At 64.9% G+C, this 20,319-nt stretch carries 20 protein-coding genes; 16 read left to right on the forward strand and 4 right to left on the reverse strand.

The window, feature by feature from the left end; genetic code table 11:
* Positions 1 to 251 precede the first annotated feature (251 nt).
* Genes K0P03_RS11975 through K0P03_RS11990 form a run of 4 tightly spaced genes read left to right on the forward strand, consistent with a single transcriptional unit; the run spans position 252 to position 5,398 of the window.
* Entirely contained in the window at positions 252 to 1,841 is a 1,590-nt protein-coding gene (locus tag K0P03_RS11975) for an ABC transporter substrate-binding protein (RefSeq protein WP_023515825.1), read from the forward strand.
* On the forward strand, positions 1,841 to 2,950 hold the full coding sequence (locus K0P03_RS11980; protein WP_023515824.1) for an ABC transporter permease: 1,110 nt from the start codon (positions 1,841 to 1,843) through the stop codon (positions 2,948 to 2,950). The genes K0P03_RS11975 and K0P03_RS11980 overlap by 1 nt, the downstream gene beginning before the upstream one ends.
* Complete coding sequence (locus K0P03_RS11985) at positions 2,947 to 3,774, forward strand: ABC transporter permease (protein ID WP_272789690.1); 828 nt, start codon at positions 2,947 to 2,949, stop codon at positions 3,772 to 3,774. The genes K0P03_RS11980 and K0P03_RS11985 overlap by 4 nt, the downstream gene beginning before the upstream one ends.
* On the forward strand, positions 3,767 to 5,398 hold the full coding sequence (locus K0P03_RS11990; protein ID WP_272789691.1) for an ABC transporter ATP-binding protein: 1,632 nt from the start codon (positions 3,767 to 3,769) through the stop codon (positions 5,396 to 5,398). The genes K0P03_RS11985 and K0P03_RS11990 overlap by 8 nt, the downstream gene beginning before the upstream one ends.
* Before the next feature lie 206 nt (positions 5,399 to 5,604).
* Here K0P03_RS11990 and K0P03_RS11995 read toward each other — a convergent pair whose 3' ends face one another.
* The 3 genes from K0P03_RS11995 to K0P03_RS12005 are packed head-to-tail and all read right to left on the reverse strand — an operon-like array spanning position 5,605 to position 7,279.
* Entirely contained in the window at positions 5,605 to 5,955 is a 351-nt protein-coding gene (locus K0P03_RS11995) for a PAAR domain-containing protein (RefSeq protein ID WP_023515821.1), read from the reverse strand.
* Positions 5,955 to 6,371, reverse strand: coding sequence for an ACT domain-containing protein (locus tag K0P03_RS12000; RefSeq protein WP_272789692.1), 417 nt, complete (start codon positions 6,369 to 6,371; stop codon positions 5,955 to 5,957). Before K0P03_RS12000 ends, K0P03_RS11995 begins: the two co-directional genes overlap by 1 nt.
* Positions 6,368 to 7,279, reverse strand: coding sequence for an alpha/beta hydrolase (locus tag K0P03_RS12005; protein ID WP_272789693.1), 912 nt, complete (start codon positions 7,277 to 7,279; stop codon positions 6,368 to 6,370). Before K0P03_RS12005 ends, K0P03_RS12000 begins: the two co-directional genes overlap by 4 nt.
* A 216-nt stretch (positions 7,280 to 7,495) precedes the next feature.
* Here K0P03_RS12005 and K0P03_RS12010 point away from each other — a divergent pair, with 216 nt between their 5' ends.
* The 11 genes from K0P03_RS12010 (at position 7,496) to K0P03_RS12060 (ending at position 19,122) form a co-directional block, all read left to right on the forward strand.
* The gene (locus tag K0P03_RS12010; RefSeq protein ID WP_023515818.1) at positions 7,496 to 8,404 is read left to right on the forward strand and encodes a LysR family transcriptional regulator; all 909 of its coding nucleotides are present in this window, start codon (positions 7,496 to 7,498) and stop codon (positions 8,402 to 8,404) included.
* Positions 8,405 to 8,530: 126 nt separating this feature from the next.
* Entirely contained in the window at positions 8,531 to 9,691 is a 1,161-nt protein-coding gene (locus tag K0P03_RS12015; protein ID WP_023515817.1) for an ABC transporter substrate-binding protein, read from the forward strand.
* A 189-nt stretch (positions 9,692 to 9,880) separates the two neighbouring features.
* Positions 9,881 to 10,879: an ABC transporter ATP-binding protein gene (locus K0P03_RS12020; protein ID WP_050744482.1), complete on the forward strand. Its 999-nt coding sequence runs from the start codon at positions 9,881 to 9,883 to the stop codon at positions 10,877 to 10,879.
* Positions 10,876 to 11,826 (forward strand): ABC transporter permease, encoded by a 951-nt coding sequence (locus K0P03_RS12025; protein ID WP_023515815.1) that lies wholly within the window; start codon positions 10,876 to 10,878, stop codon positions 11,824 to 11,826. The genes K0P03_RS12020 and K0P03_RS12025 overlap by 4 nt, the downstream gene beginning before the upstream one ends.
* Positions 11,816 to 12,631, forward strand: a complete 816-nt coding sequence (locus tag K0P03_RS12030) for an ABC transporter permease (RefSeq protein ID WP_023515814.1) — start codon at positions 11,816 to 11,818, stop codon at positions 12,629 to 12,631. Before K0P03_RS12025 ends, K0P03_RS12030 begins: the two co-directional genes overlap by 11 nt.
* Positions 12,632 to 12,654: 23 nt before the next feature.
* A complete protein-coding gene (locus tag K0P03_RS12035) occupies positions 12,655 to 14,082 on the forward strand; it encodes a gamma-aminobutyraldehyde dehydrogenase (protein ID WP_023515813.1) in 1,428 nt (475 codons plus the stop codon).
* Positions 14,083 to 14,189: 107 nt separating this feature from the next.
* On the forward strand, positions 14,190 to 14,363 hold the full coding sequence (locus K0P03_RS12040) for a DUF1328 domain-containing protein (RefSeq protein ID WP_272789694.1): 174 nt from the start codon (positions 14,190 to 14,192) through the stop codon (positions 14,361 to 14,363).
* 141 nt (positions 14,364 to 14,504) lie between these two features.
* A complete protein-coding gene (locus K0P03_RS12045; protein ID WP_272789695.1) occupies positions 14,505 to 16,679 on the forward strand; it encodes a TonB-dependent siderophore receptor in 2,175 nt (724 codons plus the stop codon).
* A 100-nt stretch (positions 16,680 to 16,779) separates the two neighbouring features.
* Positions 16,780 to 17,442: a siderophore-iron reductase FhuF gene (gene fhuF / locus K0P03_RS12050; protein WP_081870585.1), complete on the forward strand. Its 663-nt coding sequence runs from the start codon at positions 16,780 to 16,782 to the stop codon at positions 17,440 to 17,442.
* On the forward strand, positions 17,439 to 18,548 hold the full coding sequence (locus K0P03_RS12055) for an ABC transporter substrate-binding protein (protein WP_272789696.1): 1,110 nt from the start codon (positions 17,439 to 17,441) through the stop codon (positions 18,546 to 18,548). The genes fhuF and K0P03_RS12055 overlap by 4 nt, the downstream gene beginning before the upstream one ends.
* Before the next feature lie 58 nt (positions 18,549 to 18,606).
* Complete coding sequence (locus tag K0P03_RS12060; protein WP_272789697.1) at positions 18,607 to 19,122, forward strand: hypothetical protein; 516 nt, start codon at positions 18,607 to 18,609, stop codon at positions 19,120 to 19,122.
* A 59-nt stretch (positions 19,123 to 19,181) separates the two neighbouring features.
* Here the strand turns inward: K0P03_RS12060 and K0P03_RS12065 are convergent, their stop codons facing one another.
* Positions 19,182 to 19,742: an isochorismatase family protein gene (locus K0P03_RS12065; RefSeq protein WP_023512355.1), complete on the reverse strand. Its 561-nt coding sequence runs from the start codon at positions 19,740 to 19,742 to the stop codon at positions 19,182 to 19,184.
* 110 nt (positions 19,743 to 19,852) lie between these two features.
* On the opposite strand from K0P03_RS12065, the gene K0P03_RS12070 reads away from it, so the two are divergent.
* Entirely contained in the window at positions 19,853 to 20,296 is a 444-nt protein-coding gene (locus K0P03_RS12070) for an Lrp/AsnC family transcriptional regulator (protein ID WP_023512354.1), read from the forward strand.
* The last annotated feature ends 23 nt before the right edge of the window (positions 20,297 to 20,319 follow it).

The raw sequence follows: 20,319 nt of genomic DNA on the forward strand, positions 1-20,319 counted from the left end.
CGTATCCTTCCATAAATCAGACTTATGGAAGGAATAGATAATTTAGGGCGTTACACGCGACGAATGCGTGGGTAAATTTATGGAACGACGAGCCGCATTGCGGCGCAGGGAGGAGGCTTTCGGAGGACGGAAATGCGCTTCTGTCGGCATAAAATGCCGGCCGTAAGGTTGCCTTAGAGGCGAAAAACAGAAATTCTGCCAATCATAACGACAAATGCCCACCTAATGGGCCAGCAAAAGGGAACAGGGGAATGACTGATTACACCAAATATCTCACCAGCCAGGTTTCGCTCGGCAAGATGAACCGCCGCGAGTTCATGGGCCGCGCCGCCGCTTTCGGCGTCACGCTCGCCGTCGCCGGCACGATGTTCGACACCGCGGCACGCGCGCAGGAGCCCAAGCGCGGCGGCAACCTGAAGCTCGGCCTTGAAGGCGCGGCCGCAACCGACTCGAAGGATCCCGCCAAGGCGCTCTCGCAGTTCATGTTCGTCGTCGGTCGCAACTGGGGCGACATGCTCGTCGAATCCGAACCGCTGACCGGCAAGCCCGTGCCGGCGCTCGCCGAATCCTGGGAGCCGTCCGCCGATGCCTCGACCTGGACATTCACCATCCGCAAGGGCGTCAAATTCCACGACGGCAAGGAACTGACCGTCGACGACGTCATCAAGACCCTGCAGCGCCACACGGACGAGAAGTCGGAATCGGGCGCGCTCGGCGTCATGAAGTCGATCAAGGAAATCAAGGCCGACGGCGACAAGCTGGTGCTGGTGCTCACCGAAGGCAATGCCGACCTGCCGTTGCTGCTCACCGACTACCACCTCGTCATCCAGCCGAATGGCGGCCTTGACGATCCGAACGCCATGATCGGCACCGGCCCCTACAAGGTGACGAGCTTCGAAGCCGGCGTGCGCGCCACCTTCGAGCGCAACAAGGACGACTGGCGTCAGGACCGCGGCTTCGTCGACACGATCGAAATGATCGCGATGAACGACAAAACGGCCCGCATCGCCGCACTCTCCTCCGGCCAGGTGCACTATATCAACCGCGTCGATCCGAAGACCGTCGACCTCCTGAAGCGCGCACCGACCGTGGAAGTGCTCTCCACCTCCGGCCGCGGCCACTATGTCTTCATCATGCATTGCAACACGGCGCCGTTTGACAACAACGACCTGCGCCTTGCGCTGAAATACGCGATGGACCGCGAGACCATGCTGGAAAAGGTGCTCGGCGGCTATGGCAAGGTCGGCAACGACTTCCCGATCAACGAGACCTACGCCCTCTTCCCCGAGGGCATCGAACAGCGCGCCTACGATCCGGACAAGGCGGCCTTCCACTACAAGAAATCGGGCCACAGCGGCTCCGTCCTGCTGCGCACGTCGGATGTCGCCTTCCCGGGCGCCGTCGACGCAGCCGTGCTCTACCAGGAGAGCGCCAAGAAGGCCGGCATCGAGATCGAGGTGAAGCGCGAGCCCGGCGACGGCTACTGGTCGAACGTCTGGAACGTACAGCCCTTCTCGACCTCCTACTGGGGTGGCCGTCCGACGCAGGACCAGATGTATTCGACAGCCTACCTTTCGAAGGCCGACTGGAACGACACACGCTTCCTGCGCGAAGACTTCGACAAGATGGTGCTCCAGGCCCGCTCGGAACTCGACGAAGCCAAGCGCAAGGAAATGTACCGCGCCATGGCCATGATGGTGCGTGACGAAGGCGGCCTCATCCTGCCGATGTTCAACGACTTCGTGAACGCCTCCTCCAAGCAGGTGAAAGGCTACGTGCACGACATCGGCAACGACATGTCGAACGGCTATGTCGCAACCCGCGTGTGGCTCGACGCCTGATGACCGGCAACGGACCGGCGCACGGTCCGGAGCTGACAGCAACGGCGACTGCGGGCGAAGCCCCGCAGTCTGCCGGCGTTGCCGGGTCGGTTGCGTCCACGGGAGCCCCCATAGACGAAGGCACGCCTTCGTTCTGGGCGAAACTCAGCAAGAGCAGCCCCCTGGTGGCGCTCATCGCGCAACGCTTCGCGCTCAGCGTGGCCTTGCTCTTCGCCGTGTCCCTGATGATCTTCGGGGGCGTGGAAGCCTTGCCGGGCGATTTTGCGACGACCTATCTCGGCCAGTCCGCAACGCCGCAGGCCATCGAGAACATCCGCAAGGATCTCGGTCTCGACCAGCCCGCCACCACACGCTATTTCAACTGGCTCGGTGGCGCCATCCAGGGTGATTTCGGCAATTCCTGGGCCTCGAAAAACTCGGTCGGCGAGCAGATCGGCAAACGCCTTGGCAATTCGCTGTTCCTCGCCTTCTTCGCGGCGATCATCTCGGTGCCGCTCGCGGTCGGCCTCGGCATGCTCGCGGTGCAATACCGAAACCGCATGCCCGACAAGATCATCAACGTCATCTCGCTGGCGGCGATTTCCCTGCCGGAATTCTTCGTCGGCTACCTCCTGATCCTGTTCTTCGCCGTGCAGATGGGTGTCGCGACCTTCCCCGCAACCGTCTATGAATCGATGACGATCGGCGAACGCCTCTCCGCCATCGCCCTACCCACGGCGACGCTCGTCCTCGTCGTGCTCGCCCACATGATGCGCATGACCCGGGCAGCGATCCTCAATGTCATGTCGTCTGCCTATGTCGAAACGGCGGAACTCAAGGGCCTTTCCGGCCTGCGCATCATCGCCAAGCACGCGGCGCCGAACGCCGTCGCGCCCGTCATCAACGTCATCGCGCTGAACCTTGCCTATCTCGTGGTCGGCGTCGTCGTCGTGGAGGTCGTCTTCGTCTATCCCGGCATGGGCCAGTACATGGTCGACGCCGTGACGGTGCGCGACATGCCCGTCGTGCAGGCCTGCGGCCTGATCTTCGCCGCCTTCTACATCTTCCTCAACATGTTCGCCGATATCCTTGCGATCGTCGCGAACCCCAGATTGAGGCATCCGCGATGAGACTTTCCACCATCCCCATCAGCGCCTGGGTCGGCATCATCGGCATCCTGCTCGCCGTCTTCTGCGCTCTCTTCGCCCCCCTCATCGCCCCCTATGGCGAAAGCGAGATCGTCGGCTCCGTCTGGCAGCCGATGGGCGGCGATTTCCTGCTCGGCACCGACAATCTCGGCCGCGATCTCTTTTCGCGGCTGATCTTCGGCGCGCGCACCACGATCTTCGTGGCGCTCGCGGCAACGGTCCTCTCCTTCTCGCTCGGCATGCTGCTCTCCTTCACGGCGGCGGTGACGGGTGGGCTCGTCGACCAGGCGTTTTCCCGCTTCAACGACCTGATGATGGCGATCCCGACGCTGATCTTCGCGCTCGTCGTGCTCGCGGTTCTGCCGCAGCAGCTCTGGATCCTGATCCTCGTCATGGCGATCCTCGACTCAACCCGCGTCTACCGCATCGGCCGCGCCGTCGCGCTCGATGTGGCGGTCATGGAATTCGTGGAAGCGGCAAGGCTGCGCGGCGAAGGCACCGGCTGGATCATTTTTCGGGAAATTCTGCCCAACACGCTCTCGCCGCTGCTTGCCGAGTTCGGCCTGCGCTTCGCCTTCTCGATCCTGTTCCTCTCCACGCTCTCCTTCCTCGGCCTCGGCATCCAGCCGCCGGCGGCCGACTGGGGCGGCATGGTCAAGGACAACAAGGACGGCATCATCTTCGGCATTTCCGCCGCCCTCATTCCGGGCGGGGCGATCGCCGGGCTCGCCATCTGCGTCAACCTCGTGGTCGACTGGCTGATGAAACGTACCTCCAGCCTCAAGGGGGGCCGCGGCGATGCCTGACCTGCTTTCCGTCAGAAACCTCAAGATCGAGGCGACCAGCTATCCGCCGGGCGAACCGCCAAAAACCGTGACACTCGTCGAAGGCGTGAATTTCGACGTTCAGAAGGGCAAGGTGCTCGGCCTGATCGGCGAATCGGGCGCCGGCAAGTCGACGATCGGCCTCACTGCGCTGGCCTATGGTCGCGGCGGGGTGCGCATCACCGGCGGCGAGGTGAAGCTCAACGGCGAGGATCTCCTGAAGCTCTCGCCGGCCGGCATCCGCAAGGTGCGCGGCTGCAAGGTCTGCTATGTCGCGCAATCCGCAGCAGCGGCGTTCAACCCCGCCCACCGGCTCGGCGAGCAGGTGATCGAGGCCTCGTTGAAGCACGGCGTCATGACCCGTGCGGAGGCGGAAAAGCGCGCGCTCTACCTGTTCAGGGTGCTCGGCCTGCCCAGCCCCGAAACCTTCGGCCAGCGCTACCCGCACCAGGTCTCCGGCGGCCAGCTCCAGCGCGCCATGACCGCCATGGCGCTCTGCCCCAACCCGGAACTCATCGTCTTCGACGAACCGACCACCGCGCTCGACGTGACGACGCAGATCGACGTGCTCGCCGCCATCAAGCACGCCATCGAGGAGACCCACACCGCTGCGCTCTACATCACCCACGACCTCGCGGTCGTGGCGCAGATCACGGACGACATCCTGGTGCTCCGTCACGGCAAGATGATCGAATACGGCTCGGTGAAGCAGATCATCGAGGCCCCGACGCAGGATTACACCCGCGCGCTGGTCAACGTGCGCGGCACCAAGCGGGACGAAGCGCCCGACCAGTCAGACACGCTTCTGAAGGTCGAAAACGTCACCGCCGGCTATTCCAACGGCTTCAAGGTGCTGCAGAACGTTTCGCTGCACCTGCCGAAGGGCCAGACGCTGGCGGTGGTGGGCGAATCCGGCTCCGGCAAGTCCACCCTCGCCCGTGTCATCACCGGCCTGCTCCCGCCGCAAGAGGGCACGATCAGCTTCGACGGCAAACCCTTGCCGAAGGCGCTGAAAGGCCGGTCGAACGACGAGCTTCGCCGCGTCCAGATGATCTACCAGATGGCCGACACCGCGATGAACCCGCGCCAGACGGTGCGCGACATCATCGGCCGCCCCCTCACCTTCTATTACGGCATGCGCGGCCAGCAGAAGACCGAGCGGGTGAAGGAACTCTTGGAACAGATCGAGATGGGCGGCCGCTTCGCCGACCGCTATCCGGCCGAACTCTCCGGCGGCCAGAAGCAGCGCGTCGCCATCGCGAGGGCGCTGGCGGCCCAGCCGGAACTCATCCTCTGCGACGAGCCGACATCCGCCCTCGACCCGCTGGTGGCCGAAGGCATCCTGAAACTGCTGCTGAAACTTCAGGACGAGACCCACGTCTCCTACATGTTCATCACCCACGACATCGCCATCGTGCGCGCCATCGCCGATTCGGTGGCCGTGATGCACCGGGGCAAACTCGTGCGCTTCGGCCCGAAGTCCAAGGTGCTGTCGCCGCCCTTCGACGACTATACGGACCTGCTGCTGAAATCCGTTCCCGAAATGGAGATCGGCTGGCTGGAGAAGGTGCTGACCACGCGGCGTATGGAAAGCGCCGGCAATTGACAAAAACGGGCGGCCTTGGCCGCCCGTTTCCTTTTACGCAACTCCAAGGGCCGCCCCTCATCCGGCCTGCCGGCCACCTTCTCCCCGCAAGCGGGGCGAAGGGATATGCCGCACCGTTCTCCTCAAGCAACAGCGTCGCGTCGGGCAAGTCCCCTCTCCCCGCTTGCGGAGAGAGGGTTGGGGTGAGGGGCAAATCCTCCGAACATTCAATTCTGCGTGCAGGTCACATCCCCGAGACGGCTCGCCGATTCGCCCTCCACCGACACGGTCTCATCGCCCCGCGCGGTGCAATTGCCCTTCTCGCCGACGCCCGAGCGGAATTTCACCATCGGCTGGCCCTCGATCATGATGCTCGGCACGATCTCGTAAAGTTCCGGCGGGCAGTTCACCACGTCGGAAAGCCGAAGCGCCGGCGCGCCGCCGATGAAGACGCTCTTCGAGCCGGAGAGGGCGCAGGACGGAAGGGGCGCCGGCGCATCCTCCGCAAAGGAGACGGACGGCCCCCCCGCCAAAAGACTGAAGGCCAGAACCGCGCTAGCCAGCCGCAAAAATCGCATCACTTGTCTCCCTTTTCACGCGCCGTGCGGGACAGCGCCCGCAGCGTTTCGAGTGCCCGTTCGGCATCCCGCTCCGGCACGAATATATGGTCGTGATGGTAACCGGCAACCACGTTGGCGCTGATCCCTTCCGTCGTCAGCGCCGTCGCGAAGGCCGCCGTCAGTCCCACTGCCTCCAGCGAGGAATGCACCGTGAGCGTGATCATGCGCATCGGGGCGCTGGTGGCCAGCCCGTCCGCCGCCTCGAAAGGCAGGATCAGCGTCACGCCCTCCGCCTCCCGGAAGACGCCGAGCGGCGCACGCGAGAGGCACCGGGCGAACTCGTCGCCCGGCACAGAGGCATAGACGAAGCGGCCGTCGACCAGTACCGGCTCCATCGTCGCGAGCAGTTCGTCGAGATCGGTAACACCGCTCATGGATGGGCCATCCGGCGCACGGCATCGCACAGCGCCGCAAAACCGGCCCTCGCCCCCGCGCTCATGAAACGGGCACGCAGCCAGGCATGGATCATCTGCTTTTCCTCGCGAAACTCCACCGGCACGCCGGCGAGCGCCAGCCGCGCGGCATAGGCCCGCGCATCGTCGCGCAGCGGATCGAAAAAAGCACCGGTAATGAAGGTGGACGGCAGGGCGGCAAGGTTTTCCGCCCGCAGCGGGAAGGCGTGCGCGGCCTCCTCCGGCGCCTTGTAGACCTCCCGGTAATAGGCGACATCGGCAGTCGAAAGGCCCGGCGCCTCGGCCATTTCCAGATAGGAACCGGAAGCAAGGTCACCGCCGAGGCCCGGATAGACCAGCGCCTGCCCGGCAATGCCCTTCAGCCCCTCGTCGCGCGCCTTCAGCACGATGCCGGCCGCAAGGTTTCCCCCCGCGCTGTCACCGATCACCACGACCGGGTGATTTTCCAACAGAAGCTCGATCAGCACGGCCCAGCAATCGTCGAAGGCGGCGGGCCAGACATGCTCCGGCGATAGGCGGTAATCCACGGACACAAGCTCGGCGCCCGCGGCCTCGCAAAGCTCGGCGCAGATCGCGTCATGGCTGTCGAGCGAGCCGACGACGAAGCCGCCGCCGTGAATGTAGAAAAGCCGCGTCGCGCTCGTCATCGCCGCCGGGCGGTAGCGGCGCACCGGAATGCGCCCGGCAATGACGCTGTCCTGCTTGGTCATGCCCGCAGGCGGCGGTGCGTCGAAGGCGGCGCAGAGCGCATCGTACCAGCCGCGCTGCTGCCCGATATCCGCATCGACGGCATCGGCGGGATAGAAATCCTCGCAGCGCTTGTGGAAGGCGAGAATGCCCTCCTCGGTCGGCATGGGGCGTTCGGTCATGGCGGCTCCTCGTTGCCGGCACCGTTTCGGCTCGGCGGAACGGCTGCAGGGGCTTGTCCGGTTGCAGCATCGGCCGGCACGACGATGCCGTGCCGGCTGAAAATGCTTGCGGCGGGGATCATAGCAGCGCGCCTCCCGCACGCCTGTCCCATCCGCGGCTTTCCCAAGGAATTTTCGCGGCTTGCTTCGCCCGCGCCGGGCATATTAACTGCCACCATGGCATTCACCTTCCGGCAACTGCAATATTTCGTCGCCGTCGCGGAACAAGGGTCCGTAACGCGCGCCGCGCAAATCCTCTCGATTTCGCAATCCTCGATCACCGAGGCCATCAAGGAGCTCGAATCCGACCTCGGCGTCGAACTCTTCGAGCGCCATCCGCGCGGGTTGACGACCACGCACAACGGCCACCAGTTCCTGCGTCACGCGACAAAAATCCTGTCGAACGTCTCGGACGCCCGCCGCTCCTTCTCCGACAACCGCACGGCGGAAAAGGGCCAGCTCAATCTCGGCGTCACGTCCCTCGTCGCCGGCTACGTGCTGTCGGACCTGCTCTCGCGCTATCGCCGCGCCTTTCCCGGCATCGAGGTGAGCGCCATCGAGGACAACGGCTCCTATCTCGAGCATCTCCTGGTCGGCGGCGAGCTCGACGTTGCCGTCATGGTCATCTCGAACCTGCGCGACCGCATGGCGTTGCAGGCGGAAATCCTGGAAACCTCGCCCTATCGCCTCTGGCTGCCGATCGGCCACCCGCTCGTCGCGGCCGACATCATCTCGGTCAGCGACATCGCGAAGGAACCGCTGATCATGCTGACGGTCGATGAAATCGAAGAGAACACCGGCAAGCTTCTGACCGCACTCGGCGCCCGCCCGCATGTCGCCTTCCGCACCCGCTCGGTGGAGGCGGTGCGCAGCCTTGTGGCCACCGGGGCAGGCATCGCGCTCCTGCCCGACCTTGTCTACCGTCCCTGGTCGCTGGAAGGCGACCGCATCGAAAGCCGCGACGTCTCCGGCGCGCTACCGGTCGTGCAGGTCGGCATGGTCTGGCGCAAGGGATCCAGCCTGCCGCAGGCGGCGCGGGATTTTGTGGGGCTGGCGGAGGCGCTGAGGAGCGGGCGGGGAAGATAACACCTACGATTTCGGAATTTCCGATAGCGACATTCTGATTAATGAATTTGCGAAAGCGGCGAAATCGCGGCACCTTTTCATCCGGGAACAATACCGCAGCAAAGCGGATCAAACCGGGAGACTGTCATGACGCGACTTCTGCATTCCTGCACCGCGCTTACCCTTTCGCTCGCCTTCACCACCGCAGCCATCGCCCAGGAACCGCTGAAGGCACTTGGCGCCGGCGAAGGCGAAGTCTCCATCGTCGCCTGGGCCGGCTATATCGAGCGCGGCGAGACGGACAAGAACTATGACTGGGTCACCGAGTTCGAGAAGAAGACGAGCTGCAAGGTCACCGTGAAGACTGCCGCCACCTCGGACGAAATGGTGGCGCTGATGAACGAGGGCGGCTTCGACCTCGTCACCGCCTCGGGCGACGCGTCGCTCCGCCTCGTCGCAGGCAAGCGCGTCCAGCCGATCAACACCGATCTCATCCCGAGCTGGAAGACCATCGACGAGCGCTTGCAGAACGCGCCCTGGCATACCGTGAACGGCGTGCACTACGGCACACCCTATCTCTGGGGCCCGAACGTCCTGATGTACAACACCGAGGCCTTCAAGGGCGAAGCCCCGAAAAGCTGGAACGTCGTCTTCGAGGAGATGACGCTGCCGGACGGCAAGTCGAACAAGGGGCGCGTACAGGCCTATGACGGCCCGATCCACATCGCCGACGCCGCGCAATACCTGATGAAGCACAAGCCGGAACTCGGCATCAAGGATCCCTACGAACTCAACGAAGACCAGTACAAGGCCGCGCTCGACCTGCTGCGCGTGCAGCGCACGTTGGTCGGCCGCTACTGGCATGACGCGATGATCCAGATCGACGACTTCAAGAACGAAGGCGTCGTCGCCTCCGGCTCCTGGCCGTTCCAGGTCAACCTGATGCAGGCCGAAAAGCAGCCGATCGCCTCGACCTTCCCGGAAGAGGGTGTGACGGGCTGGTCGGACACGACCATGCTGCATGCCGAAAGCCAGCATCCGAACTGCGCCTATATGTGGATGGAGCACTCGCTGTCCGCCAAGGTGCAGGGCGATGCCGCCGCCTGGTTCGGCGCAGTTCCCTCCGTTCCGGCCGCCTGCAAGGGCAATGCGCTGCTGACCGATGAAGGCTGCAAGACCAACGGGTTCGAGAACTTCGAGAAGATCGCCTTCTGGCGCACGCCGGTGACCAAGTGCGAAAGCCAGGGCGAGTGCGTGCCCTACCATCGCTGGGTCTCCGACTATATCGGCGTGATCGGCGGCCGATGAGGCCGCAATAGCCCCTCACCCTAACCCTCTCCCCGCAGGCGGGGAGAGGGAACGTGCCCCAAGATACTTCGTTCGCCCCGACGGTTGATCGGCAGCGGGAACGTGTCCTCATGCCTCCTTCGCCCCGCTTGCGGGGAGAAGGTGCCGGCAGGCGGATGAGGGGCAGAACACAAGACACCCGGAGCCCCCATGACCGCCGTCCTGTTCCAGCAAGTCTCCCGCCACTTCGGCGCCGTGCGTGCCGTCGACAGCGTGGACCTCGCAATAACCGAGGGTGAGTTCTTCGCCATGCTGGGCCCGTCCGGTTCCGGCAAGACGACGTGCCTGCGCCTGATGGCCGGTTTCGAGCAGCCGACCTCGGGCCATATCGAGATCTTTGGCGAGACGGCGGAGGGCGTGCCGCCCTACCGGCGCAACGTCAATACGGTCTTTCAGGACTACGCCCTCTTCCCGCATCTCTCGATCCTCGAGAACGTCGCCTACGGGCTGATGGTCAAGGGCGTCGGCAAGGCGGAGCGACTGAAGGCAGCCGAGGAAGCGCTCGCCATGGTAAAACTGCCGGGCTACGGCACACGCCGGCCCGGCCAGCTCTCCGGTGGCCAGCGCCAGCGCGTGGCACTGGCCCGCGCGCTCGTCAATCGCCCCCGCGTGCTCCTTCTCGACGAACCGCTCGGCGCGCTTGATCTCAAGCTGCGCGAGCAGATGCAGGAGGAACTGAAGAGCCTGCAAAAGTCGCTGGGCATCACCTTCGTCTTCGTCACCCACGACCAGGGCGAGGCCCTGTCGATGGCCGACCGCATCGCCGTCTTCAGCGAGGGCAAGATCCAGCAGCTCGGCACGCCGGAAGAGGTCTACAAGCGGCCGAAGACGCGTTTCGTCGCCGATTTCGTCGGTTCCTCCAATGTGCTGCCGCCCGATTTCGTGGCGACGCTCGGCTTCGGCCGGAGCTATGCAAGCCTCAGGCCGGAGGCGATCGCGCTGGGTGACACCGGCCCGGGCCGCAAGCAGTTTTCCGGCCGCGTGACGGCGACGAGCTTCCTCGGCGCGGCAAACCGCGTGACGGTGGAGACCGCCGGCGCCCGCATCGCAGCGATGATCCCGGCATCCCTCACGGTCCCTGCACAGGGCGAGACGGTCACCCTCTCCTTCCTGCCGGAAGACCTGCACGCGATGGACGGTGCCCAATGAGCGTCGCCGCCGACACCTCCATCCTCGCGCGCCGCGAAGGCGCCTCCGGGCGGCTTTCGGATTTCTTCTGGCGCAACCCGAGGATCCTGCTGCTCCTGATGCTGACGCCACCGCTCCTCTGGCTCGGCGTGATCTATCTCGGCGCGCTCTTCGCGCTCCTCTTGCAGAGCTTCTTTTCGATCGACGACTTTTCCGGGCTGATCAACTACGAGTTCACGCTCGCCACCTACAAGCAGCTGCTCATCCCGTCGAATTTCGACATCATCCTGCGCACCGTGCTGATGGCCGTTCTGGTGACGCTCGCCTCCGCCGCCATCGCCTTTCCGATCGCCTATTACGCGGCGCGCTATGCCCGCGGAAAATGGAAGGTCGTCTTCTACCTCGGCGTCATGCTGCCGCTGTGGTCGAGCTATCTCGTGAAAGTCTATGCCTGGAAGCTCATCCTCGCCAAGGAAGGCATCGTCACCTGGGCCTTCGCCAAGCTGCATCTTTCCTGGCTGCTCGATGCCTGGCTGGCGCTGCCCGTCGTCGGCGGTTCGTCGCTGTCGATCAGCTATACCGGCACCTTCATCGTCTTCATCTACGTCTGGATGCCCTTCATGATCCTGCCGATCCAGGCAGCCCTGGAGCGCGTGCCGGGCAACCTGATCGAGGCTTCCGCCGATCTCGGCGGCAACCCGGCGCAGACCTTCCGCCATGTCCTCTTCCCCCTGGCGCTGCCCGGCATCATCGCCGGCTCGATCTTCACCTTCTCACTGACCCTCGGCGACTACATCATCCCGCAGATCATCGGCTCGTCGCGGCTCTTCATCGGCCAGGCGGTCTATGCCCAGCAGGGCACGGCCGGCAACATCCCGCTCGCCGCCGCCTTCTCCGTCGTGCCGATCGTCATCATGGGCCTCTATCTCTGGATGGCCAAGCGACAGGGAGCCTTCGATGCGCTCTGACAAGAACACCTCGGCCCCGCTCGGCCTGAAGATCGCCGCTGGGCTCGGCCTTCTCTTCCTGCACCTGCCGATCCTGCTCATCTTCCTCTATGCCTTCACGACGGAGGAGAAGAGCTACCAGTTCCCGCCGCCGGGCTATACGCTGCAATGGTTCGCCGTTACCTGGAACCGGCCGGATGTCTGGGAGGCGATGGGGCTTTCCGTTCGCGTCGCGTCCATCTCGACCGCCGTCGCCCTCGTGCTCGGCACGCTGTGCGCCGCCGCCGTTTCCCGCACGAAATTCTTCGGCCGGGAGACGATCTCGCTGCTCGTCATCCTGCCGATCGCCCTGCCCGGCATCATCACCGGCATCGCACTGCGCTCGGCCTTCTCGTTTGCGGAAATCCCCTTCTCCTTCTGGACGATCGTGCTCGGCCACGCGACCTTCTGCGTCGTGGTCGTCTACAACAATGCCGTCGCCCGCTTCCGCCGCGTCTCGGGCTCGCTGATCGAGGCCTCGATGGACCTCGGCGCCGACAGTTTCCAGACCTTCCGCTACATCATCCTGCCGAACATCGGCACCGCCCTGCTCGCCGGCGGCATGCTCGCCTTCGCCCTCTCCTTCGACGAGGTGATCGTCACCACCTTCACCGCCGGCCAGCAATCGACCCTGCCGATCTGGATGCTGGAGGAACTGGTGCGCCCGCGCCAGCGGCCGGTGACCAACGTCGTCGCCATGGTCGTGGTGCTCGTCACCTTCCTGCCGATCCTCGGCGCCTACTACCTCACCCGCGACGGCGACCAGGTCGCCGGCGCCGGCAAATGAACCAACGATAAGGGAGAACCACGATGGACACCCAGATGCTGATCGGCTCGCGTTTCGAAGCCGGCACCGAGGCCGAGGAGCACATCCTGAACCCGAAGACGGGCGCGAAGATCGTCGACCTGCCGGAAGCCTCATACGCCCAGATCGACGCTGCCGTCGACGCCGCAGAAAGGGCCTTTGTTTCCTGGGCGACCACCACGCCCGCCGAACGCTCCGGCTACCTCCTGAAGATCGCCGACGCGATCGAGAAGGACGCCGATGCCTTCGCGGCGCTGGAATCGCTCAATTGCGGCAAGCCCATCAATGCCGCGCGCAATGACGAACTGCCCGCCATCGTCGATTGCTGGCGCTTCTTTGCCGGCGCCATCCGCTCGCTGAGCGCCCCGGTCGCCGCCGAATACCTGCCCGGCTTCACCTCCATGGTGCGGCGCGACCCGATCGGCATCGTCGGCTCGATCGCGCCATGGAACTATCCGCTGATGATGATGGCCTGGAAGCTGGCCCCGGCCATTGCCGGCGGCAACACCGTCGTCTTCAAGCCCTCCGAGCAGACGCCGCTGACGGCGCTGAAGATGGCGAAGCTGCTTGCCGACATCCTGCCGGAAGGCGTGGTCAACATCGTGCTCGGCCGCGGCGAGACGGTCGGCAATGCGCTGATCAACCATCCGAAGATCAACATGGTGTCGATCACCGGCGACGTGGCGACCGGCAAGAAGGTGCTCGCCGCCGCCGCCAAGACGGTCAAGCGCACCCATCTGGAACTCGGCGGCAAGGCCCCCGTCGTCGTCTTCGACGATGCGGACCTCGACGCCGTCGTCTCGGGCATCCGCGCCTTCGGCTACTACAATGCCGGTCAGGACTGCACGGCAGCCTGCCGCATCTACGCGCAGGACGGCATCTACGAAAAACTGGTCGCCGACCTCTCGGCCGCCGTCTCGACCATCAAATACAACGACCCCGACGACACGCAGAACGAGATCGGCCCGCTGATCTCCAAGCGCCAGCGCGACCGCGTCGCCAGCTTCGTCGAGCGGGCCGCCGAGGTGAAGCATATCGAGATCACCACGGGAGGCCGGGCCGGCAGCGACGACGGCTACTTCTTCCAGCCGACCGTGGTGGCCGGCGCGACCCAGGACGACGAGATCGTGCGCCGCGAGGTGTTCGGCCCGGTCGTCTCCGTCACCCGCTTCTCCGAGGCGGACCAGGCCGTCGCCTGGGCGAATGACAGCGACTACGGCCTCGCCTCCTCCGTCTGGACCAAGGACATCGGCAAGGCGATGAAAGCCGCCGCCCGCCTGCAATACGGCTGCACCTGGATCAACACCCACTTCATGCTGACCACCGAAATGCCCCATGGCGGCGTCAAGCAGTCGGGCTACGGCAAGGACATGTCGATCTATGCACTGGAGGACTACACCGCCGTGCGCCACGTGATGATCAGTCACGACTAATCCTCCCAGCCGCCCAAGAGCGCGGCCACCTTCCGGGGCGCTCCCGCTGCCCCGGAACTTTTTTGTCCGTCACGCGTCTTTACTCCGACACAATCGGAGGCATCGCCGTGCTGAAATGGGCCCTTATCTTCCTCGTCGTCTCGCTGATCGCAGGCTTTCTGGGCTTCTCCGGCGTGTCGGCCGCCACGGCGACGATTGCCAAGGTGCTCTTCACCATTGCCCTCATCATCTTCCTGATTTTCCTTGTGCTTGCAGTGATGGCCGGCAGCCTCGCCTTCTGAGTGCAGATCATCCACAACCTGCGTTGCATATCGGCAACATCGGCTAAATCATGAGCGCTTAAGTCATATAATTTCTTGCCGCGGAACAAATCCTGATAAAAACGGTCACATTATCGATCCGCTTCGTCAGAAAGTTTCCGCATGCACAAGCCCTCCCGCACGATGTCCCGCCTGGCGCTCGCCGGCACGTCTCTCCTCACGCTCGCCACGGTCGCCCTTGCACAGGACCAGGCGGCCACGGCAGCGGGCGGTGCGACCGTTCTCGAAGACATCGTCGTCAACGGCGGCAGCGGCGGCGTCATCACGGCGGACGGCTATGTGGGCAAAAGCAGCGCGACGGGCGCAAAGGTCGATACGCCCTTCATCCAGACGCCGCAGTCGATCTCCTCGGTCACGCAGCAGCAGCTGGAAGACCGCAACCCGCAGACCCTGCTGGAAACGCTCGCCTACACGCCGGGCACGCGCGTCGGCGGCTACGGTTTCGATCCGCGCTTCGACTCGTTCACCGTGCGCGGCTTCGACGTGACCTATACGGGCGTTTTCCGCGACAACCTGCGCCAGCCGGGCGCCGGCTCCTCGTTGTTCAAGACCGAGCCCTACGGCCTCGAAGGCGTCTCGATCCTGCGTGGCCCCTCTTCCGCACTCTACGGCGCATCCGGCGCCGGCGGCCTCTACAACCTCATCAGCAAGCGCCCGACGGAAGACGCACTGCGCGAGATCCAGGTGCAGTATGGCAGCCACGACCGCTACCAGGGCCAGTTCGATCTCTCCGGCCCGATCAACGAGGCGGATCCGGTCTACTATCGCCTGACCGGCCTCCTGCGCAGCGCCGACACCGAGCAGGTCGGCGTTCCCGACGACCGCGCCTATATCGCGCCGGCCTTCACCTGGAAGCCGGACGAGGATACCAAGCTGACGATCCTCGGCGAATATTCCCGCACCAAGACGGGCGGCACCGCGGCCTACTATTATGACGCCGCCACCGGCAAGGTCAGCGACATCTTCGCCGGCAACCCGGCCTACAACGACTCGATCCAGAACCAGGGCCGCATCGGCTACGAGTTCGAGCATCGCCTGAACGAGGTCTTCACCTTCCGCCAGAACGCCCGCGCCTCCTGGCTGAACGTCGACGCCGACTGGGCCTTCGCCTACCAGCCGAACGCGGCCGACCCGACGCTGCTCGACAGCAGCGCCGGCACGTACGAAGAGTGGATGAACACCTACACGATCGACAACCAGCTGGAAGCCAAGTTCGACACCGGCGCACTGGAGCACACGCTGCTCACCGGCATCGACTTCACCAAGATCTACTGGAAATCGCTGAACGGCTACGGCGCAACGCCGCCGCTCGACACCAAGAACCCGACACGCGGTCGCCCGACGGACCCGATCGGCTTCCAGACGAAGAGCGTGCAGGACCAGTTCATCACCGGCCTCTACCTGCAGGACCAGATCCGCTACGACGCGCTGACCTTCACGCTCGGCGGCCGCTACGACTGGGTCTCCACCGACACCGACAACACGGACCTCGCCTCCGGCGCCCTCAGCACGATCAACCAGAGCGACCGTGCCTTCACCTGGCGCGCCGGCGTGACCTATGAGACCGAATGGGGCATCACCCCCTATGCCAGCTACTCGACCGCCTTCTCGCCGAATGCCGGCGTGAACCTTGCCACCGGCAACCCGTTCAAGCCGACCGAGAGCGAGCAGCAGGAAGTCGGCGTGAAGTACCTGCTTCCGGACAGCAACACCCTGCTGACGGCCGCACTTTTCAACATCGACCAGACGAACGGACTTTATTATGAAGTCGTCGACCTGCCGAGCGGTCCGGCCAACATTCAGGTCCAGCGCGGCAAGCTGCGCTCGCGCGGCCTGGAACTGGAAGCCTCGACCAGCCTCGACAACGGCCTCTCGCTGATCGCCTCCTATACCTATACCCAGGCGAAGATCATCGATGGCCCGGCCGGCACCGTGAACAACGACGTCTCCTCCGTACCGCGCCACATGGCATCGCTCTGGGCGCATTACACCATGCCGGAAGACGGCGCGCTGGCCGGCCTCGGCTTCGGCGCTGGCGTTCGCTTCACCGGGGAAAGCTATGGCAACGACGCCAACAGCATGAAGAACAAGGCGCGCGCCTTCGTCGATGCGTCGATCGACTACGATTTCGCCGCCATCGACAAGGACTTCGCCGGCCTGAAGCTGCAGGTCAACGCGACGAACCTCTTCGACCGCCAGGATGCCGTCTGCTCGGCCGGCTTCTGCTACCGCGACCAGGGCCGCACGATCATCGGCAACCTGAAATACTCCTGGTAAGCGCTTGACGGCGCTTCCCTCCCAGGACGGCGAGACCGCTTTCCGGCCCGAAGGCCTGAAGGCGGTCTTCAGCGGTGAACATGCCTGGTGCGGCGAGAAGATGATGCTCTCGTCGGATCTCGATGGCGCCATGCCGCTCTGCGCGTTCCTGGAGGGAGACGGGTTTTCCCGGACGATCGACCGTTATGCGGAGAGCCATGACAAGGCGGACCGGCGCGCCGCCGCCTCCTTCTGGTCGCTCTACTATTTCTCCGCCCTCACCATCCCGTATGTCGTGGCGCGCCGCGCGGAGCGGACCCTGCCCGTCGCCCTCGATGCGATGACCATCGCCATCGGCGAGGACGGCCTGCCCCGGGCCTTCGGCCTGCCACATGAAGGCGACTGGAGCGAAGGAGACGATCTCGTCGACTTCGTCACGCCGCTGGTAGACTGCCACCTCTCCCGCGCGGTCGCCCTGTTCAAGGAAAAGACCGGCATTGCCCCGAAGCTCGCCTGGAACAATGCCGCCGTCTACATCGACTACGCCTTCAACGCGACGGACCATGCGCCGCCCGAAGACGGCGACCATTGGCCTTCGCGTCCCCTCTTCGATTGCCCGCTGCTGGCGAACGGCAGCCGCAACCCCTTCCACGGATGCCTGCGCCACGAGATGGAAGCAGGTGTCATCCACTGCCGCCGCAAGGTCTGCTGCCTGCGCTACATGCTGCCCGGCATTCCAGGCTGCGGCGAGCTGTGCGCCCTGCCGGAACTGAGAAAACAATGACCCAACGCCTTTCCGCCCTCATCGCCGTCGTCCTCCTGTTCCTCGCCATCCTGCCGGCCCGTGCCGAGGTGACGTATCCGCTGACGGTCAAGGACGCCTTCGACCGTGAGATCACCATTCCGGCCCAGCCCAAAGCAGTGCTGCTCGGCAGCGGCTTCGATCTCGTCGCGCTCTCGCTGATCCATCCGAACCCGGTCAGCATCCTCGCCGGCTGGTCGAGCGACATGCAGGGCGACAATCCGGAGATCTATGCACGGTTCAAGGAAAAGTTCCCTGAAATCGTCGACGTCCCGGTCATCGGCGTAAACGGCGCGCTCTCCTTCGAGACCATGCTGTCGCTGAAGGCGGACCTTGCCATCCTCGCCAACTGGCAGGCCGATACCGAACTCGGCAAACAGGCGATCGACTACCTGGAAAAGATGGGCGTGCCCGTCGTCGTCGTCGACTTCAACAGCAACGCGCTGAAGAACACCGCCGGGACCATGCGCCTGCTCGGCAAGGTGCTGAACCGCGAGGAACAGGCCAACGCCTTCGCCGACTTCTATGACGCCCGCGTCAAGCGCATCCGCGACCGGGTCGCCCAGCACCCCGAGCCGGGTCCGACCGTGCTGATGGACGCCTTCCCCAACCCGGAAAAATGCTGCTACGCCTATGGCACGGGCGGTCTCGGCGCCTTCATCGCCATCACCGGCAGCCGCAACATCGCCGAAAGCCTGCCGGCGCAGGGCGGCATCGTCAGTTCGGAATTCATCATCGCGGCCAATCCCGACGTCTACATCGCGACCGCGTCGCCGGGCGGCACCTACAGCTCGTTCTCGGTCGGTCCCGGCGTCGCCGCTGAAGAGGCGCGCGAAACGCTCGCCCGCGCCGTCAAGGCGCCGATCCTCTCCGACCTGAAGGCGGTGAAGGACGGCCGCGTGCACGGCCTGTGGAACTTCTTCAACACCGTCCCGCTCAACGTGCTCGCCGCCGAGGCCTTCGCGCACTGGCTGCGCCCGGACATCTTTGCCGACATCGACCCGGATGCGACATTGAAGGAAATCAACGAACGTTTCGCCGCCGTGCCTTTCGACGGCGCCTATTGGATCAGCCTCAAGGCAAAGTGAGGGGACCGGCCTTTCGGTCCCTTCTCCCGCAGGCTATATCATGCCCAGGAGGACCTGAATGATCTGGGCATTCGCAGTCGCGGCAGCGGCCATACTCTATCTCGCACTGCGCTTCCGGCGCTTCCAAAGCTGGGTCGAACCCGTCCTCACCATCGTGGTGGCCATCGGCCTAGCAAGCGCGCTCCTCATCTGGTTCGTCGACGAACGCGCGCCCTCCGGAACCCCCGTCACCCCCAACGCAACCACGCCGGTGCTTTCGGAAGAGACGGTCGTGCTTGCCGAAATGCAGGCCAGCGCCGGCCAGACGAAGACGAGCTTTCGCGTGACCGGCAGCATCGCCAACAAGGGCCCCGTGCCGACGCAGTCTTTCCGCCTCGACGTGGTTCTCTCCGACTGCCCCGGCGGCACCTGCCGCGAGGTCGGCCGCGACAGCGCGCTGATCGTGCTGCGCGTCCAGCCGGGCGAAAGCGCCGCGTTCTCGACCTTCGCCGTCTTCCCCGGCATCGATCTCAACCCCGTCACCGCCCCCGAATGGGATTTTGGCGTGCGCGACGTCAGGGCCGTGACCCGCTGACACGTTTCCAGCCGAAGCGGTATCGCTTCGGCGGGGGATAATGCGCCAAAGTCGAGAAATCAGAGCGCGGCGACGACATCGGCCGTACTGAGCACCGTCGCAAATTCATGGCGCAGCGTCGCGACATGGGCGCGGTGCACGTCGCGCGCGGCGATCGTCCCGCCCGCGCCGTCCGGCAGGTCGAAGCAGTCGCAGGCATCCTCGACGAGGATCACCCGGTAACCCATATTCGCCCCGACGCGCACGCTGGTCGATACGCACATATCCGTGGAAACGCCGAACAGCACGACCGTCTCCGCGCCGAGCCGGCGCAGGCGCAAGTCGAGATCCGTGCCGATGAAGGCGGCGTTGACGCTTTTCGTCACCAGCGGCTCGCCCGCCTGCGGCGCAAAGCCGGGGCGGTGCGCGTTGCCCGGCGCCTCCGGGCCCAGCGTGGAGCCCGGCTCCACGCTGTCGTGGCGCACATGGATGATCGGCCGCCCGGCGGCGCGCCAGGCAGCGAGCAGCGCCAGACCGTTGTCGTCCAGCTTCTCGTTCCAGCGCCGCGGCCAGGGCGCGGCGTCGAAGGCTTGCTGCATGTCGATCGGGATCAGGACGGCGTTGTCAGGTAGGGTCGGCATCAGTTTCTCCATGAGGCGATGACCGACGAATAGTTGCTTTTCCGTCCGGTTTCGCGCAGCAAGGAGCCGGAGCGCCGGACGATCGTCCGGCCGGATGGAGGTTTTTCCGGATGAACGAACTGGACGAGAAGGACAGGCTGCTGCTCGCGGCGCTGCGCGCCGACGCGCGCCAAAGCCTCGTGGAGCTTGCGCGCCACACGGGACTGTCGCGCAGCGCGGTGCACGAGCGCATCCGGCGGCTGGAGGCGAAGGGCGTCATCGCCGGCTATACCGTGAAGCTCGGCGTCGACCGGGAGCGGCCGGGCGTCGAGGCGCTGATCGCCGTCGGCTTCCAGCAGGGCCGCAACTGCGACCACATCGTACCGCATCTCACCGGCATTCCGAACGTCGTGACCTGCTGGTCGCTCGCCGGACCGACGGACCTGATGCTGCTTGTCGAATGCACTTCGAACGGCGAACTCGACACCGTGCGCCGCCAGATCGCGACGACGCCCGGCATCGCGACCGTGCAGACGCACGTCTCGCTGCGCACCCATTTCGATCGCAGAGTCTAGGCGTTTAATCCCAGCATTTAATG

Source organism: Shinella sp. HY16 (assembly GCF_028534175.1).
GTDB lineage: Bacteria > Pseudomonadota > Alphaproteobacteria > Rhizobiales > Rhizobiaceae > Shinella.

What these genes read in the sequence shown, in the direction of transcription:
- K0P03_RS11975 (WP_023515825.1), top strand. Translation starts at nt 252, where the DNA reads ATGACTGATTACACCAAATATCTCACCAGCCAGGTTTCGCTCGGCAAG.
- K0P03_RS11980 (WP_023515824.1), top strand. Translation starts at nt 1,841, where the DNA reads ATGACCGGCAACGGACCGGCGCACGGTCCGGAGCTGACAGCAACGGCG.
- K0P03_RS11985 (WP_272789690.1), top strand. Translation starts at nt 2,947, where the DNA reads ATGAGACTTTCCACCATCCCCATCAGCGCCTGGGTCGGCATCATCGGC.
- K0P03_RS11990 (WP_272789691.1), top strand. Translation starts at nt 3,767, where the DNA reads ATGCCTGACCTGCTTTCCGTCAGAAACCTCAAGATCGAGGCGACCAGC.
- K0P03_RS11995 (WP_023515821.1), bottom strand. Translation starts at nt 5,955, where the DNA reads ATGCGATTTTTGCGGCTGGCTAGCGCGGTTCTGGCCTTCAGTCTTTTG.
- K0P03_RS12000 (WP_272789692.1), bottom strand. Translation starts at nt 6,371, where the DNA reads ATGAGCGGTGTTACCGATCTCGACGAACTGCTCGCGACGATGGAGCCG.
- K0P03_RS12005 (WP_272789693.1), bottom strand. Translation starts at nt 7,279, where the DNA reads ATGACCGAACGCCCCATGCCGACCGAGGAGGGCATTCTCGCCTTCCAC.
- K0P03_RS12010 (WP_023515818.1), top strand. Translation starts at nt 7,496, where the DNA reads ATGGCATTCACCTTCCGGCAACTGCAATATTTCGTCGCCGTCGCGGAA.
- K0P03_RS12015 (WP_023515817.1), top strand. Translation starts at nt 8,531, where the DNA reads ATGACGCGACTTCTGCATTCCTGCACCGCGCTTACCCTTTCGCTCGCC.
- K0P03_RS12020 (WP_050744482.1), top strand. Translation starts at nt 9,881, where the DNA reads ATGACCGCCGTCCTGTTCCAGCAAGTCTCCCGCCACTTCGGCGCCGTG.
- K0P03_RS12025 (WP_023515815.1), top strand. Translation starts at nt 10,876, where the DNA reads ATGAGCGTCGCCGCCGACACCTCCATCCTCGCGCGCCGCGAAGGCGCC.
- K0P03_RS12030 (WP_023515814.1), top strand. Translation starts at nt 11,816, where the DNA reads ATGCGCTCTGACAAGAACACCTCGGCCCCGCTCGGCCTGAAGATCGCC.
- K0P03_RS12035 (WP_023515813.1), top strand. Translation starts at nt 12,655, where the DNA reads ATGGACACCCAGATGCTGATCGGCTCGCGTTTCGAAGCCGGCACCGAG.
- K0P03_RS12045 (WP_272789695.1), top strand. Translation starts at nt 14,505, where the DNA reads ATGCACAAGCCCTCCCGCACGATGTCCCGCCTGGCGCTCGCCGGCACG.
- fhuF (WP_081870585.1), top strand. Translation starts at nt 16,780, where the DNA reads ATGATGCTCTCGTCGGATCTCGATGGCGCCATGCCGCTCTGCGCGTTC.
- K0P03_RS12055 (WP_272789696.1), top strand. Translation starts at nt 17,439, where the DNA reads ATGACCCAACGCCTTTCCGCCCTCATCGCCGTCGTCCTCCTGTTCCTC.
- K0P03_RS12060 (WP_272789697.1), top strand. Translation starts at nt 18,607, where the DNA reads ATGATCTGGGCATTCGCAGTCGCGGCAGCGGCCATACTCTATCTCGCA.
- K0P03_RS12065 (WP_023512355.1), bottom strand. Translation starts at nt 19,742, where the DNA reads ATGCCGACCCTACCTGACAACGCCGTCCTGATCCCGATCGACATGCAG.
- K0P03_RS12070 (WP_023512354.1), top strand. Translation starts at nt 19,853, where the DNA reads ATGAACGAACTGGACGAGAAGGACAGGCTGCTGCTCGCGGCGCTGCGC.